This window comes from Taklimakanibacter lacteus, from assembly GCA_003576695.1.
GTDB classification, from domain to species: domain Bacteria; phylum Pseudomonadota; class Alphaproteobacteria; order Rhizobiales; family Aestuariivirgaceae; genus Taklimakanibacter; species Taklimakanibacter lacteus.
The window spans coordinates 169,728-183,742 of the sequence record QOZQ01000003.1 but is presented as its reverse complement, the minus strand read 5'-3'; the positions used below and the strand labels follow the sequence as shown (position 1 = coordinate 183,742).

General features: G+C 62.3%; 13 protein-coding genes and 1 pseudogene. 5 read left to right on the top strand and 9 right to left on the bottom strand.

From position 1 onward, the window contains the following. Positions 1 to 12: 12 nt before the first annotated feature. From DT068_RS06505 to DT068_RS06480, 6 genes are read right to left on the bottom strand one after another with little or no spacing between them, the layout of a single operon-like run. On the bottom strand, positions 13 to 993 hold the full coding sequence (locus DT068_RS06505; RefSeq protein WP_119388993.1) for an ABC transporter ATP-binding protein: 981 nt from the start codon (positions 991 to 993) through the stop codon (positions 13 to 15). Continuing rightward, positions 983 to 1,969 carry an ABC transporter ATP-binding protein gene (locus tag DT068_RS06500; protein WP_119388992.1) on the bottom strand — a complete coding sequence of 329 codons (987 nt, stop codon included), beginning with the start codon at positions 1,967 to 1,969 and terminating at the stop codon, positions 983 to 985. The genes DT068_RS06505 and DT068_RS06500 overlap by 11 nt, the downstream gene beginning before the upstream one ends. Before the next feature lie 42 nt (positions 1,970 to 2,011). Next, a complete protein-coding gene (locus tag DT068_RS06495) occupies positions 2,012 to 3,211 on the bottom strand; it encodes an amidohydrolase family protein (RefSeq protein ID WP_119388991.1) in 1,200 nt (399 codons plus the stop codon). Between the two features lie 19 nt (positions 3,212 to 3,230). Continuing rightward, on the bottom strand, positions 3,231 to 4,163 hold the full coding sequence (locus DT068_RS06490) for an ABC transporter permease (RefSeq protein WP_119388990.1): 933 nt from the start codon (positions 4,161 to 4,163) through the stop codon (positions 3,231 to 3,233). A 13-nt stretch (positions 4,164 to 4,176) separates the two neighbouring features. After that, on the bottom strand, positions 4,177 to 5,169 hold the full coding sequence (locus DT068_RS06485; RefSeq protein ID WP_119388989.1) for an ABC transporter permease: 993 nt from the start codon (positions 5,167 to 5,169) through the stop codon (positions 4,177 to 4,179). A gap of 58 nt (positions 5,170 to 5,227) precedes the next feature. Then, entirely contained in the window at positions 5,228 to 6,820 is a 1,593-nt protein-coding gene (locus DT068_RS06480) for an ABC transporter substrate-binding protein (protein WP_119388988.1), read from the bottom strand. 222 nt (positions 6,821 to 7,042) lie between these two features. Here DT068_RS06480 and DT068_RS06475 point away from each other — a divergent pair, with 222 nt between their 5' ends. From DT068_RS06475 to DT068_RS06465, 3 genes are all read left to right on the top strand, one after another. Then, positions 7,043 to 7,801 (top strand): GntR family transcriptional regulator, encoded by a 759-nt coding sequence (locus tag DT068_RS06475; protein WP_119388987.1) that lies wholly within the window; start codon positions 7,043 to 7,045, stop codon positions 7,799 to 7,801. Positions 7,802 to 7,877: 76 nt separating this feature from the next. Further along, positions 7,878 to 8,546, top strand: a complete 669-nt coding sequence (locus DT068_RS06470) for a flavin reductase family protein (protein ID WP_119388986.1) — start codon at positions 7,878 to 7,880, stop codon at positions 8,544 to 8,546. 50 nt (positions 8,547 to 8,596) lie between these two features. Next, positions 8,597 to 10,054, top strand: coding sequence for an amidohydrolase family protein (locus tag DT068_RS06465; protein ID WP_368904481.1), 1,458 nt, complete (start codon positions 8,597 to 8,599; stop codon positions 10,052 to 10,054). Here the strand turns inward: DT068_RS06465 and DT068_RS06460 are convergent, their stop codons facing one another. Beyond that, positions 10,055 to 10,237: a DUF3008 family protein gene (locus tag DT068_RS06460; protein WP_119389291.1), complete on the bottom strand. Its 183-nt coding sequence runs from the start codon at positions 10,235 to 10,237 to the stop codon at positions 10,055 to 10,057. It abuts the gene before it with no gap. 64 nt (positions 10,238 to 10,301) lie between these two features. On the opposite strand from DT068_RS06460, the pseudogene DT068_RS06455 reads away from it, so the two are divergent. Beyond that, positions 10,302 to 10,658: pseudogene (locus DT068_RS06455) on the top strand (ABC transporter permease); the annotation flags it as partial. A gap of 240 nt (positions 10,659 to 10,898) precedes the next feature. Next, complete coding sequence (locus DT068_RS06450; RefSeq protein ID WP_119388983.1) at positions 10,899 to 11,732, top strand: universal stress protein; 834 nt, start codon at positions 10,899 to 10,901, stop codon at positions 11,730 to 11,732. A gap of 75 nt (positions 11,733 to 11,807) precedes the next feature. On the opposite strand, the gene DT068_RS06445 is transcribed toward DT068_RS06450, so the two are convergent. Together DT068_RS06445 and speB are read right to left on the bottom strand one after the other, a co-directional pair. Further along, positions 11,808 to 12,815: a sodium:calcium antiporter gene (locus tag DT068_RS06445; protein WP_119388982.1), complete on the bottom strand. Its 1,008-nt coding sequence runs from the start codon at positions 12,813 to 12,815 to the stop codon at positions 11,808 to 11,810. A 204-nt stretch (positions 12,816 to 13,019) separates the two neighbouring features. Further along, complete coding sequence (speB, locus tag DT068_RS06440) at positions 13,020 to 14,015, bottom strand: agmatinase (protein ID WP_368904480.1); 996 nt, start codon at positions 14,013 to 14,015, stop codon at positions 13,020 to 13,022.

The following is a 14,015-nucleotide window of genomic DNA, read 5'->3' as shown; positions in this document are numbered from 1 at the left end:
CGCTCTTGCCGGTCAGGAAAGGTGGATTTCGCGGGCGTGATGGCACCGGATCGTCGTGGCGCCGAGGCGGGAGGCTTCAGGCGCCCCTGCCCGGCACAGATCGGACGCCAGCGGGCAGCGGGGATGATAGGTACAACCGGGTGGCGGGCTGATGGGACTGGGCAGGTCGACCGCCACGGGAATCCGCTCGCGGTCGGGATGGAGCAGATTGGGGACCGAGCCCAGCAGGAACTTCGTATAGGGATGTCTGGGGCGATCAAATATCTCGTCGGCCGGCGCCTCTTCGACGATGCGGCCGAGATACATCACCGCCACCCGATCCGACACATGGCGCACCGCCGACAGATTGTGGCTGATGAAGAGATAGGTCAGGCCGAGATCGCTCTGCAGGTCGGCGAGCAGATTGAGGATCTGCGCCTGCACCGACACGTCGAGCGCTGAAGTCGGCTCATCGCAGACGAGGAACTCCGGCTCGGCGGCGAGAGCGCGCGCGATGGAGATGCGCTGGCGCTGGCCACCCGAAAACTCATGCGGATAGCGCCCGGCATCACGGCTGCCGAGCCCGACCGTGTCAAGCAGCCCGTGCATGCGGCGCACGGTTTCCCTGGTATCTTCACATAGCCCCAGCTCGCGGATCGGCTCGGCGATGATGTCGCCCACCCGCCAGCGCGGATTGAGGCTGGCAAAGGGATCCTGGAAAATCATCTGCGTGCGCAGACGGCCCTTGCGGCCGCGCCCGGCGGCAAAATCGAACGTGCCGCGCGTCGGGTCCTGAAGGCCGACCACCATGCGCGCGACCGTCGATTTGCCGCAGCCCGACTCCCCTACGATCGCAAAGGTCGTGCCGCGCGGGATCGCGAAGGATATGCCGTCCACGGCCTTCACCATCCGCGACGGCTTGCCGAATACGGCGCGGTCGAGCCAGGACTGTGGAAGGGGAAACCAGCAGGCGATGTCGGAGGCGGCGAGAGCGGGTTGTTCGTCAAGCGACATGGCTCACCTCACCGTTCAGGTGCCAGCAGGCGGCTTCGCTCGTGCCGGCAGGCATCAGAGGCGGCCTTTCGCGGCGACATTGTGCCATGGCAAAGCGGCAGCGCGGATGGAAGGCGCAGCCTTCCGGCATGGCATTGAGGCGCGGCATGGAGCCGTCGATCTGCACCAGGCGTTCGCTGCGCTGTGTCAGACTGGGGATCGAACCGATAAGGCCCTTCGTATAAGGATGGCGTGGCGCGCGTATGATGGAGGCGACCGGCCCGATCTCGACAATGCGACCAGCATACATGACGGCGACCCGATCGGCGGTCTCGGCAATGACGCCCATATCGTGGGTGATCAGCATCATCGCCGTGCCACGATCGCGGCAGACGCGCTTCAGCAAGGCGGTGATCTGCGCCTGGATCGAGACATCGAGCGCGGTTGTCGGCTCGTCGGCGATGACAAGTTCGGGCTCGGCGCACAGGGCCAGCGCGATGACCACCCGCTGGCGCATACCACCCGAGAACTGATGCGGATACTGGGCGATCCGGAGCTCGGGTGACGGAATGCCGACCTCCTGAAGCAGCCTGACCGCACGCGCCATCGCACCGGCGCGCGATAGCGGCATATGCACCCGCATGGTCTCGATGAGCTGATCGCCCACCGTCAGCAACGGATTGAGCGAGGTGAGCGGATCCTGGAAGATGGCGCCTATGGTACGACCGCGCAGTTTCTGCATCTCGCGCAAGGGGAGCTGGTCGATGCGCCGGCCGCAGACATGGATTTCGCCTTCAGCGATGCGCCCTCCGGATTCGAGCAGGCCGATGACGGCCGCTCCGGTGAGCGATTTACCCGCCCCCGATTCGCCGACGACACCCAAAATCTCACCCCGCCCGATAGTGAGATCGATGCCCCTGATCGCCGTCAGCACGCCGCGCCGCGTCGGAAACTCGACGACGAGATTGCGAATGTCGAGAACTGCCTCGGCGGCCACCGATGCATGCGGTGAGATATGTATGGGGGCGGCGCTCACCGTTCAGGCCACTTCGAAGGGAGCCGCGCCATCGCGGGAGACCACCCGGCCGCGCTTCATCACAAGACGGCGCGGCCGGCAGGAGGCCACCGCCTCGGCCAAAGCCTCGCCATCGACCAGCATGAGATCGGCAATCCTGCCGGCGGCCAGGCCATAATCCCTGAGGCCCATCACCTTGGCTCCACCATGGGTCACGACATCGAAGATTCGCCTTATATCGCGGTCGCGGCTCAGATAGTTTCGCTCGCCCAGATACATCACGCGCTCCAGCATGTCACCGGTGCCCCAGGGATGCCAGCAGTCGCGGATGCCATCCGAACCCGAGCAGACGGTAATCCCGGCATCGAGTGTGCGGATCAGTGGCGGGCATGCCCAGCCCGATGGACCGGTCGTCATGACGGCGATCTCGCTTCTGGCAAGATCCTCCAGCATGCGGCCCACCACCAGATAGTCGTTATGGCCGAGGCAGAAGGCGTGGCTGATGGTGACCTTGCCGGCGAGGCCCTGCGCTTTGGTGCGCTCGACGATCATACCCATGGTGAAGAGGCCGAGTTCGCCCGGCTCATGCAAGTGGATGTCGAGCGGTTTGCCATGCTTGACGGCCAGGTCGAAGATCGTGTCGAGATGCCCCTTGGGATCCTTGTCCATCGATGACGGGTCCAGGCCCCCGACAACCTCGGCACCCATCGCCAGCGCTTCGTCCATCAGCTCTATCGTGCCCGGCCTTATCATCAGGCCCGACTGCGGAAACGCGACGATCTCGATGTCGATGAAGTCCTTGTATTTCTCACGCGTCGCCATCACGCCCTCGACACCTTTGAGTCCGTGCACGGTATCGATATCGACATGGCTGCGTATATGGGTCGTGCCGCGTGCCACCGAAATGGCCACCTGGCGGGCCGACTGGCGGGCCGGGTCGAGACCGAGCCTGGTCTTCATCTCGCGCTCATTGGTGATCTTGTCGATGAGCGCATAGCCGACGTCATTGACGTTCCACTTCATGCCGAAGAGCGTCTTGTCGAGATGGGTGTGCGCCTCGATCAGGCCCGGCAGCAGGATGGCGCCGGCGCCATCGACCACCTCGGCGCCGCCCGCGGCACCGGCAGGACCGATCGCAGCGATGCGGCCGCCGCTGATGGTGATGTCGGTCTGGACTTCCGCCCATGGACGGACATTCTTGATGATGACGGTCTTGTCGGTCACGGAAACTCCTTTCGCCAGATCATTGAAGCTTGGGGTTGAGCGCGTCGCGCAGCCAGTCGCCGAGCAGATTGACGACCAGGATGATTAGGCCGAGCTGGAAGGCCGGGAACAGAACCACCCACCAGCTGCCCGAGAAGAAATACTGGTTGCCGATCCGGATCAGTGTCCCCAGCGAGGGCTGGGTTACCGGCATGCCGACGCCGAGGAAGGACAATGTCGCCTCGGCCAGGATGGCGAGACCAAGATTGAGGGTCGCCGTCACCAGGACCGGCGTCATCACATTCGGCAATATGTGGGTCAGGAGGATGCGCGAAGTCCTGACCTCGAGAATCTTCGCGGCCAGCACATATTCCTTGCGCGCCTCGACCATGGCGGAGGCCCTGACGATGCGCGCATATTGCACCCAGGACGTGATGGCGATCGAAGCCATCAGGATGAGGGGGGCGCAGGCATCGCGCAGATTGACCGGCAGCAGCTCGCGGAACAGGGCGCTGACCAGGATCGCCACCAGCAAGGTCGGGATCGACAGCACGAAATCGCCGACCCGCATCAGGAGATTGTCGACATGACCCCCGGCGAAGCCGCAGATAAGGCCGACCGCAATGCCGATCGCCATGGAGGCAAGCACGCTGGCAAAGCCGATCAGCAGAGAGATGCGCGAGCCATAGAGGATTGCCGACAGCACGTCCCTGCCCTGCACATCGGTGCCGAGCAGATAGGGCGACTCCCCGCCGTCGCTCCAGATCGGCGGCAGCTCCGCCTTGTCGAGAAAGAGCTGGGTCAGGTCATAGGGATTTTGCACCGCGATCACGGGCGCAAGCAGGGCCGTGAGGGCCACGATGAGGAGGATCAGGGCCGAGATCAGGGCCGTCGGCGAACCGCGGAAGCTATAGGCCAGATCGCTGTCCCAGGCTTCGCTCAGGCGCTGGCGCCACAGTGCCATGCGCCCCATCTGGCCTGCTTCATCAATGTGCATGGTAGCCTCGCGCCGCGCCGGCCTGCCGCAATCTTGGATCGACCCAAAGATAGATCAGGTCGACGATCGTGTTGATGGTCACGAACATCGCCGACACGATCATCAGATAGGCCGCCATCACCGGCATATCGATGAACATGACGGCCTGCACGAAGAGCTGCCCCATGCCCGGCCACTGGAACACCGTCTCGGTAACGAGCGCGAAGGCGATCAGGTCGCCGATCATCATGCCGGTCATGGTGACGACCGGCATCAGGCAGTTCCTGAGCGCATGGCGGAAATGCACCAACCGGTTGGGCAGGCCGCGGGCGCGCGCAAATTTGACGTAGTCGGTGCGCAGCACCTCGAGCATCTCGGCCGTAACCAGGCGCATGATGAAGGAAATCTGGAACAGAGCGAGCGACAATGCCGGCATGACGAGCGCGCTGCGGCCCGAAGGCGTCAGGAGCCCCGTCGTCCAGCTGCCGAAATGCACAACATCGCCGCGCCCGAAGGCCGGCAGCCAGTTGAGCTGGACCGCGAAGATGAGGATCAGGAGGATGCCGATGACGAAGGACGGAATGGACACGCCAATCATCGAGAACATGGTGAGCAAACGGGCGATCGGGCTGCCTTTGCGGATCGCGGCATAGACGCCGAGCGGAATGCCGATGCTGAGCGCGATGATGGTGGAGACGAGGACAAGTTCGAGGGTAGCGGGGAAGCGTTCGGCGATCAGCGACATGACATCCTGCTGATTGCGGTACGATATGCCGAAATCGCCGTGCAGGGCGCGCGTGATGAAGAGCATGAATTGCATCACGAAATTCTGATCAAGGCCGAGGCGGATCCTGAGCGCATCGCGCTCGGCCTGGCTTGCCTGCTCGTTCAGCATGAGCTGGACGGGGTCGCCAAGGAACTGGAAGATCATGAAGGCGACGAAGGCCACGGCGACCATCACCGCCACCGCATTGCCGATGCGCCTGAGCACCATCGAGATCATGGACCTTGTCCTTTTGGGAGGCCGGGAACCGCGCTCTGCGGTACCCGGCCATCCGATTTCACTTATTGAGGACGGTCAGCCAGTGGCGCGACTTGTTGTCGGAGAGCTGCACCACGCTCTTCACGTTGGGGCCGAGCGCCCAGGCCATCGGCTGCTGGTGAAGCGGCAGGAAGTCGACATTCTGCTTGAGCTTCATAAGCGCCTTGGACTGGAGGGCCAACCGCTTCTCGCGGTCAAGCTCCTTGCTGGCGGAATCGATCAGCTGGTCCACCTCGGCGTCCTTCCAGCCGCCCCAGTTGAACACGCCGGATGTGCCAGTCTTGGAATGGGCGACCTGCACCAGGATCGAATAGCTGTCGATCATCGGCTCATTGGCCCAGCCGAGAATGCCGACATCGAACTTGCCGCTCTCGAACTTGACCGTCTGGATGCTGGTCGGCGCGGTGTCGAGATTGGGCTTGAGCCCGATGCGCGACCACATGGAAGAAACCGCCTGGCAGATCTCCTCTTCATTCACATAGACATTGTTGTCGCAGACGAAAGTGAAGCTGAAGCCCTCCTTGTAGCCGGCTTCGGCGAGCAGCGCCTTGGCTTTCTCGGGATCATGGCCGATGCGTTCGTCGAGCTCGGGGACATAGCCCGGGATCGCCGGCGCCACCATGGAGCCGGTGTTGCGCGACAGGCCACGCATGACCTTCTTCTGCAGAAGATCGATGTCGATGGCGCGGTACAGTGCCTCACGCACCTTGGCATCGTTGAACGGATTCTTGTCGCCCGTATCCGACGCAACGAGCTTGTCGGCACGGTTGAAAAGGAAGAAGACGGTGCGCAGCTCGTTGCCGGCCAGCACCTGGATGCCGGGCGACTGCTTGAGGCGCGGAATATCCTGCAGCGGCGCCCTCTCCATATAGTCGATCTGGCCCGACAGCAGCGCCGCGACGGCGGTCGCGGGCGATGAGATCGGAGTGAAGACGATGCGGTCGATATTGTGACGCGGCTTGTCCCACCACTCCTTGTTGGCCTCGAACACCGTTTCGGCGTCGGGCTTGCGCGATACGACCTTGAACGGGCCGGTGCCATTGGCATGGGTGGTGGCATATCCCTCGATGCCGGCGCCGACATCGGTCGGGGCCGTGGCATTATTGGCGACGAGCCATTCCTTGTCGAAGATGAGGATATTGGTCAGGTCGTTCAGGATGAGCGGGTAATTCTCGGTGACCTTGATGTCGACGGTGTAGTCGTCGATCTTTTCGGCACCTTGATAGGCCGGCAGGTTGCCGCGCAAGGGCGACTTCGGATCGCTCACGCGGGTCAGCGAGGCGATGACGTCATCGGCGGTGAACGGCGCGCCATCATGGAACTTCACGCCTTGGCGCAGATGAAAGCGCCGGACACCGGGCGAAATGTCATCCCACGACGTCGCCAGCGCCGGCTCGATCTTCAGCTGGTCGTCGTAACGCACCAGCCCTTCATAGACATGGTTCAGCGTCGAGATCGTGAAGGTGCTGCCATAGGAATAGGGATCGAGCGAGTCGATGTCGCGCGAGGCGCCCCAGCGCAGCTCGTCCGCGGTCGCCGAAGCCGCCAAAGGCAGCATCAGCGCCGCCATGATGCCCAGGCCGGGCAATGACAGCTTAGTCAGTGAGTTCATTGAAATCCTCCTCTCCGGATCATTTCCATCGGCAGCGCCCGTGACTGGCCTCGTTGAACGGCCAAGCCTGCCCTGCCCGTCGCGGCGTTCTGTGCGCCGCTTGATGCCTCTATGAGGCTGGAGGCATCGCATACACTATAACACGAAAACTGTATACATTTATTTTCAGATAGTGTAGACAATAGCCAGCGAGAGGGTGAGGCAGTATCGTGATCGGCAGGCATGATTCGCGGAAAGACAGATCGCTCGGAGACCGCCAGCCAGCAGGGGCTGAAGGCAAAACGCGCCAATCGCGCGGGCAATCTCGCCGATCATGTGTACACTTCGCTAAGGCGTGCGATCATCGAGCAGGCGTTGGCACCCGGAACGAAACTTCCCGAAGATTCCGTAGGAACGAGCTTTGGCGTCAGCCGCACCGTCGTGCGCAGCGCCATTGTCCGCCTCGTGGCCGAAGGCCTGATGGTGCAGCAGCCCAATATGCGCGCCACTGTGGCCTCTCCCAGCCTGGAGGAAGCGCGGGCCATCTTCCGAGTCCGGCGTGGGCTCGAGCGCATGGTCCTGGAAGAGCTCATGCCGCGGCTCGAAAGGTCGCATCTAACAAGGCTGCGCGCCCATGTGGCGAGCGAAGAGCAGGCGAAGCGTCACTCCGAACCCGAAACAATCCGGCTCTCGGGAGAATTCCATCTGCTGCTGGCGCAGTTCACCGGCAACGAATTGCTCATCCGCTATGTCAGCGAAGTGGTGTCGCGCGGCTCGCTGATCCTCGCCCTATATGGCCGCCCCCATTCTTCGGAATGCGCCGTCAACGAGCATCTGACGCTGATCGATGCGATGGAGAAAGGCGATCTGGCGGAAGCTGTCCGTCTCATGGACGAGCACCTCGTCGCCGTGGCTACCCGCGGCCTTCTCGACACCGATGTCAAGCGCGAGCGCAGCTTGCAGGATATCCTCTCCGCCTATCGACCCGCCGGCGAGGGCTGAATACCGGGTCGCCGCGGCCGTCTGCGTCCGCGATCCCCCTCCTCCATCATCTTCCCAAAACCAGGACAACCACTCCATGAGCGGGAAAACCAGCTTTGACTTCAGCACGCTGTCGGAACGCGAGAAATACAAGCTCCTGATCGGAGCCGTCGTGCCGCGCCCTATCGCGCTGGTGACGACCGTCGACACCGAGGGCCGGGCCAATGCTGCGCCTTTCAGCTTCTTCAACTGCCTCTCGGCCGAACCGGCAATTCTGGCTCTTGGCGTCGAGAACCATCGCAATCTCGGGCTCAAGGACACCGCGCGCAATATCCGCAGCACCGGCGTCTTCACCGTCAATATTGTTTCGGATGCCATTCTGGAGGCCATGAATGTCTGCGCCGTTCCTTTCGGCCCAGGTATCGATGAGCTGCAGGAAGCCGGCCTCACGGCAGTCGCCGGCGCCAAGATTGCCTGTCCACGCATCGCTGAATCGCCTGCGTCATTCGAATGCCGCCAGCATGTGACGTTGGAGATCGGCGCCTCGCGTCAGATCATTCTGGGCGAAGTGCTGGCCGCCCATATCAGTGCGACCATCGTCAATGACCGGTTTCATGTCGACCCCTATGGCCTCGATGCGATCGGCCGAATGGGCGGGCATGGCTATGCACGCACGCGCGACTATTTCGACCTGCCGACGATGACGGTTTCCGAATGGGAGGACGACAAGCGTAGCGCGGCCGCGGGGCGCAGGAAATCGGCCTGAATCGAAAAGAGAGCAAGGTAGTCAGCATGCGCGACGCCGGAAGAACCCTCATGACTGCCGACTGGGTCGTCGGGCATGTCGATGGCCACCATGTTCTCTATCGGCAAGGCGAAGTCGTCTTCGAAAATGGCGAGATCATCTTCGTGGGCCATGGCTTTGCCGGTGAAGTGGCCAGGCGGCGCGACTATGACCTCGCCCTGCTGGCGCCCGGCTTCATCGATCTCGATGCCCTGTCCGATCTCGACACGACGATCCTCTCCTTCGACAATCACCCCTCATGGCGGAAAGGACGTGCCTGGCCCAAATCCTATATGGAGGCAGGCCCCTATGAGATGTACTCGCTGGACGAGCTCGTCTTCCAGAAGCGGCACGCCTTTGCCCGGCTGATCCGCAACGGCATCACCACCGCTTTGCCGATCGCCTCCCTCTATTATCGCGCCTGGGGTGAGACCTATGATGAGTTTACCGGCGCCGCGCAGGCGGCCGAGGAGCTTGGCCTCAGGGTCTATCTGGGCCCTGCCTATCGCACCGGCAATCCGTTCGTCGTGGCGCCCGACCATATCGAGCTTCATTTTGATGAGGAGCGCGGCTTCAAGGGCCTCGCGGATGCGATCAGCTTCTGCAAGTCCTTCGAAGGCAAGGCGCAGGGCCTGGTCCGCACCATGCTGGCGCCCGACCGGATCGAGACATGCACGGCGCAGCTCCTCAGACGTACAGCTGCAGCCGGCGCCGATCTCGACGTTCCGGTCCGCCTGCACTGCGCGCAAGGCGAGTTCGAGCGCGACACCGTGCGCCGCCTGCATGACATGACCTCCATCGAATGGCTTGCCAGCCTGGATTTCATGTCGGAGCGCACCTTGCTTCCGCATGGCATCTTCGTCAGTCCGTCACGCCACATTCCGGGGCCAGGCCGCGACCTGGAGATGATCCGCGACGCCGGTGCCGCCATCGTCCATTGCCCGCTGGTATCGGCGCGCTTCGGCGACGGGCTTGAAAGCTTCACGCGCTATCGTGAGCTGGGCCTCAGGCTGGGGCTTGGCACCGATACGTCACCCCCCGACATGCTCCTCAATTTGCAGATAGGCCTCCTCGTCTGCCGGCTCGCCGACAGAGATGTCACGAGCTGCCGGGCCGAGCATTATTTCGATGCGGCGACACTGGGCGGCGCCGATGCGCTCGGACGATCGGATCTGGGGCGGCTGGCTCCCGGCTGCCGCGCCGACATCGTCGTCTGGGACCTCGCCGGCCCGGATATCGGCCAAGTCATTGATCCGATCCAGACCCTGATGATCAGCGCGACGGGACGGGATGTCCGCAGCGTTGTCATCGATGGCCGCTTCGTGATGGAAGAACGGGAACTGCCGGGGATGGATTTCGCCGCCGAGGCCCGGCGCGCGCAAAAGCAGTTCGAAGGCCTCGTCAGTCGCTATCCCGACCGGACCTTCGGTCATCCGACCGTGTCTGAAATCTTCTCTGCCGCCTATCCCGTGATTCCGCAGCCGGAATAGTCAGTGCTTATGTTCCGGCAAGCCCTTGCGCCTGGTCTCGGCGAACTCCTCGAGCTGCTTCTCGCTCATGGATTCGTACATTTCGCGAGACGCCCCCTTGAGCTTGCTCTTCTTCTGCTCGCCGCGCTTGGCTGCCAGGGCGGCGCCGGCCGCCTTTTGCTGGGCTTTCGATTTGGCAGGCATATTGGTTCCTCGCATCAATCCACTATCTTCGCGTCAACGCCCTCGGGGCGCAACCGGTTCCGCGCTCTTCATGGCAGGCGTCATGCTGTATCTGTTCTTCGGAACCGCAATCGGAATCTTCCTGGGTACGGTCGCTCGATCGATGCCGCAGCTCGGGCTCCTCTTCCTGCTCGTCGCTCTCCCGATGAACATTCTCTCGGGCGGCAACACGCCGCTCGACAGCATGCCACCTCTTCTGGAGGCCGTGATGCGCCTCTCCCCCTCAACCCACTTCGTGAGCTTCGCCCAGGCGATCCTGTATCGGGGGGCCGGGATCGACGTGGTCTGGCCGCAGTTCCTGGCCGTCGCTGTCGCCGGGGCGCTCTTCTTCCTCTTGTCGCTTATACGGTTTCGCAAGATCGCGGCGGCATCCCTAACCTGACCGTCGGCGCGGGCTATCGTCGCGACAGCACTCCCAGTCCCGGCTTTCCGGATTGAGCAAAGGGCCGGAAAGCACAAAGCCCGCATTGCTCAGGAAGCGAAAGGAAAAGCGAAGGTGGCGCTCCGTCCACGGGCTTGAGTTCTCCAGCGTAATCCTCAGGTCAGGCTTGATCTATATCAACATTGACTGCCCATTTTCTTGCGATTCTGCGCCCGTTGAAAAATGACCAAGAGTTGAAGCATGCTGAAAAATGCTCTCGTGCTCGTTGCCGATACGGCCTCCTCCGCCGTCGCGCGAAGATACGCAATTTCCCATGCAAAGAAGGCTGAGGCCGACATCGCCGGCCTGGCAGGGATTGACTTTTCTCATATTGAAGACCGAATGCTCGGCAGGGCTGGAACGTCGGCATATAGGATAGACCTCGGAAACACATTGAGGAAACAGGCCGCGGGTATCCGCCAACGGATGCACGACGTATTCCAAGCCGAATGTCGCGAGAACCACATCCTCTTCAACTGGCTTTCATTCGAAGGTGATCCCGTCGATACTGTGCAGCTTGCAGCAGAGACGCGCGATCTGATCGTTGCCGGTCACGACACCGGCTTCTGTGGCGAAGCACGCCAGCCGGTGGCCCAATTACTCGGCAAGCTGTTGATTGCATGTCCAAGGCCGGTCATCGTCTGCCCTGATGAAATGCCAGCAGGCAACGAAATCCTCATTGCGTATGACGGCAGTCCATCGGCAATGAGGGCTGTGCAGATGTTCGCATTGGGCGGCATCGGACAGGACGGGCCCATATGCGTGACGTCGATCGATGCGGACCAGGAAACCGCCACACGTCGCACTGTCGGTGCGGCGGCCTATCTGCGCGGCCACGGGTACAAGGTCACGGAAAATCCGATTACCTCGCGAGTCCACCCAGCGGAGGTGCTGAGAATAGAAGTCGCCGACCGGAAGGTCGGACTCTTGGTCATGGGCGCTTACGGCCATAGGGGACTGCATGAAATCTTCTTCGGATCGACCACGAGCTCCCTGGTCAACACCCCTCCCTGCGTGCTGTTTTTCTACCACTGACCTTTGTCGCGGCACCCACGCCCAGTTTCAAGAGACCGGTCAAGAGGGCGCGAGCCGCCTGCTGAGCTTTGGACGTCAGCTGCCCATCAGATAGACGGCATAGGCGCTAAAGAAATAGACCATCAGAATGCCGAGGCTCACCCAACCGATCGTACCACGGATTCGGGTTTCCGGCTTGTAAAGCATCGCCACAATGAAGATGCCGGACATGATCACTGCCGCGAATGCCGTGATCGCATGCGCGGGGGACACGCTCGATAGGAGCGGGCCTTTGATGTAGGCGACATCGTCCACAGCCAGCACGAGCATATCGAACAGGTTGCTGCCCAACAGATTGGCGATCGCCATGTCGGCAGCCTTTAGCCGCAATGCACTGATCGTAACCACGAGCTCGGGAATGGAAGTGGCTGCGGCTATCAGCAGCGTACCGACGAAGGTCGTCCTCCAGCCCATGATCGCAGCGATGTCGCTGCCAATGAAGGGCAACCATGTGCCGGCGGCAACCACAACCATCGCCGCGGCAGTGTAGCACCATACCGCCCTGCGAAGGGACACATCGTCCCTCTCAATCTTCGGCGGCGGCGCCACTGCACGCCTTTCATACGTGAAGGCGGCACGCATGGCGACGAAGTACAATACGACGATCAAAGGGGTGTAGATGCTGATGTGCAGGATCTGGACGTTCAGTCCGTCGCGGCTCAATAGGATCATTGCACCGACTGCACCAATCAGAACGATGCCGAAGCCCGCGGTCAGGATGTGGCCCTGGTCGATCCGCCGGTACATCGGCTCATCGCGACTCATCTCGTCCAGTAACACGATCATTGCAAGATTGAACACGCAACTGCCCAACGCATCACCTACGGCAATATTCGGCACGGCGGCAACGGCAACCGAACTGATGCCGGTGAACAGTTCGGGCAGAGAGGTCGCGGTGGCCAACAGGACGAGTCCAATCCAGGAGCGGGTGAGACCGGTCAGGCGGGCGATCACGTCGCCGTAACGGACCAACAAGGGGCCGGCAAGTCCGATCAGTCCGGCACAGAGGGCAAGCTCGAGCCACGGGATGAGGATGGGCGTCATGAGCGGGACCGTCGCCTGACCGCCGCCAGAGCTATCATGACAAGTTGCACCAGCAGCAAGGGAGAGAAGCTCGATATCGCGATGATCTTCCACATGGCCCAGGTTGGGACCGAAAGCGGAGGTGCAGGCTGGATGGAAGCGCTCTTCCGATCCGTTATGCCTATATCCACTGCCTTCCTCGCAAGATGAAAGATGGGAGAATGACTAATCCGGTAGCGGTGCGCCGCGGGCGCCCTTCTGCCAGGCCCTGAGGCACAGATAGTCGAGAACGATCGTTGCGCCGGCGAGTGCCGTGATCTCGGCATGATCATAGGGCGGCGAGACCTCGACCAGGTCCATGCCGACAAACTTCACGTCGGTGAGCTTGCGGATGATCGACAGGGCCTGATGCGAGGAGAGACCACCCGGAACCGGCGTGCCGGTGCCCGGCGCGAAAGCCGGATCCAGGCAGTCGATATCGAAGGTGAGATAGGCTTTTCTGCCGCCGACCGTGCCCGCGATCTCCTTCGCCACCTCGGCCGGCGTCATCTCATGCACCTGGTCGGAATAGAGGATCTTGAAGCCGAAGGTCCGCTCGCCATGGAAGGTGGTGCGGATGCCGACCTGGATCGAATGCTTCGGGTCGATGAGCCCGTCGCGCACCGCATAGTTGAACATGGTGCCGTGATCGACACGGTCGCCGTCATCGGGCTCGACATCGCGATGGGCATCGAAATGGACGAGCGCCAGCGGGCCATGCAGCTTGGCATGCGCCCTGAGCAAGGGGTAGGAGACGAAATGGTCGCCGCCCAGTGAAACGAGCTCGGCGCCCTTCTCGAGCACCGACAGCGCGTGATTGGTGATCGCCTCGGGCGCCAGGTCCTTGCGGCCCCAGTCGAAGAAGCAGTCGCCATAGTCGACGACGGCCAGCGTGTCGAAAGGATCGAACATCCACGGCCAGTACGGCCCCCAGGCGTGCTCGACGGAGGCCTTGCGGATCGCCTCGGGGCCGAAGCGGGTGCCGGGCCGGTTGCTCACCGCCTGGTCGAAGGGGATGCCGGTGACGGCGATGTCGACGCCGGCAAGGTCGCGCGTGTATTTGCGGCGCATATAGGACAAGGCGCCGGCATAGGTCGCCTCGAGTTCGGTGCCCTTGAGATTTTTCCGGCGAAAGGCGCTGTCCCCCGGTGTCGAGGTCAGCTTGGCGATTTCCAGGGTCAA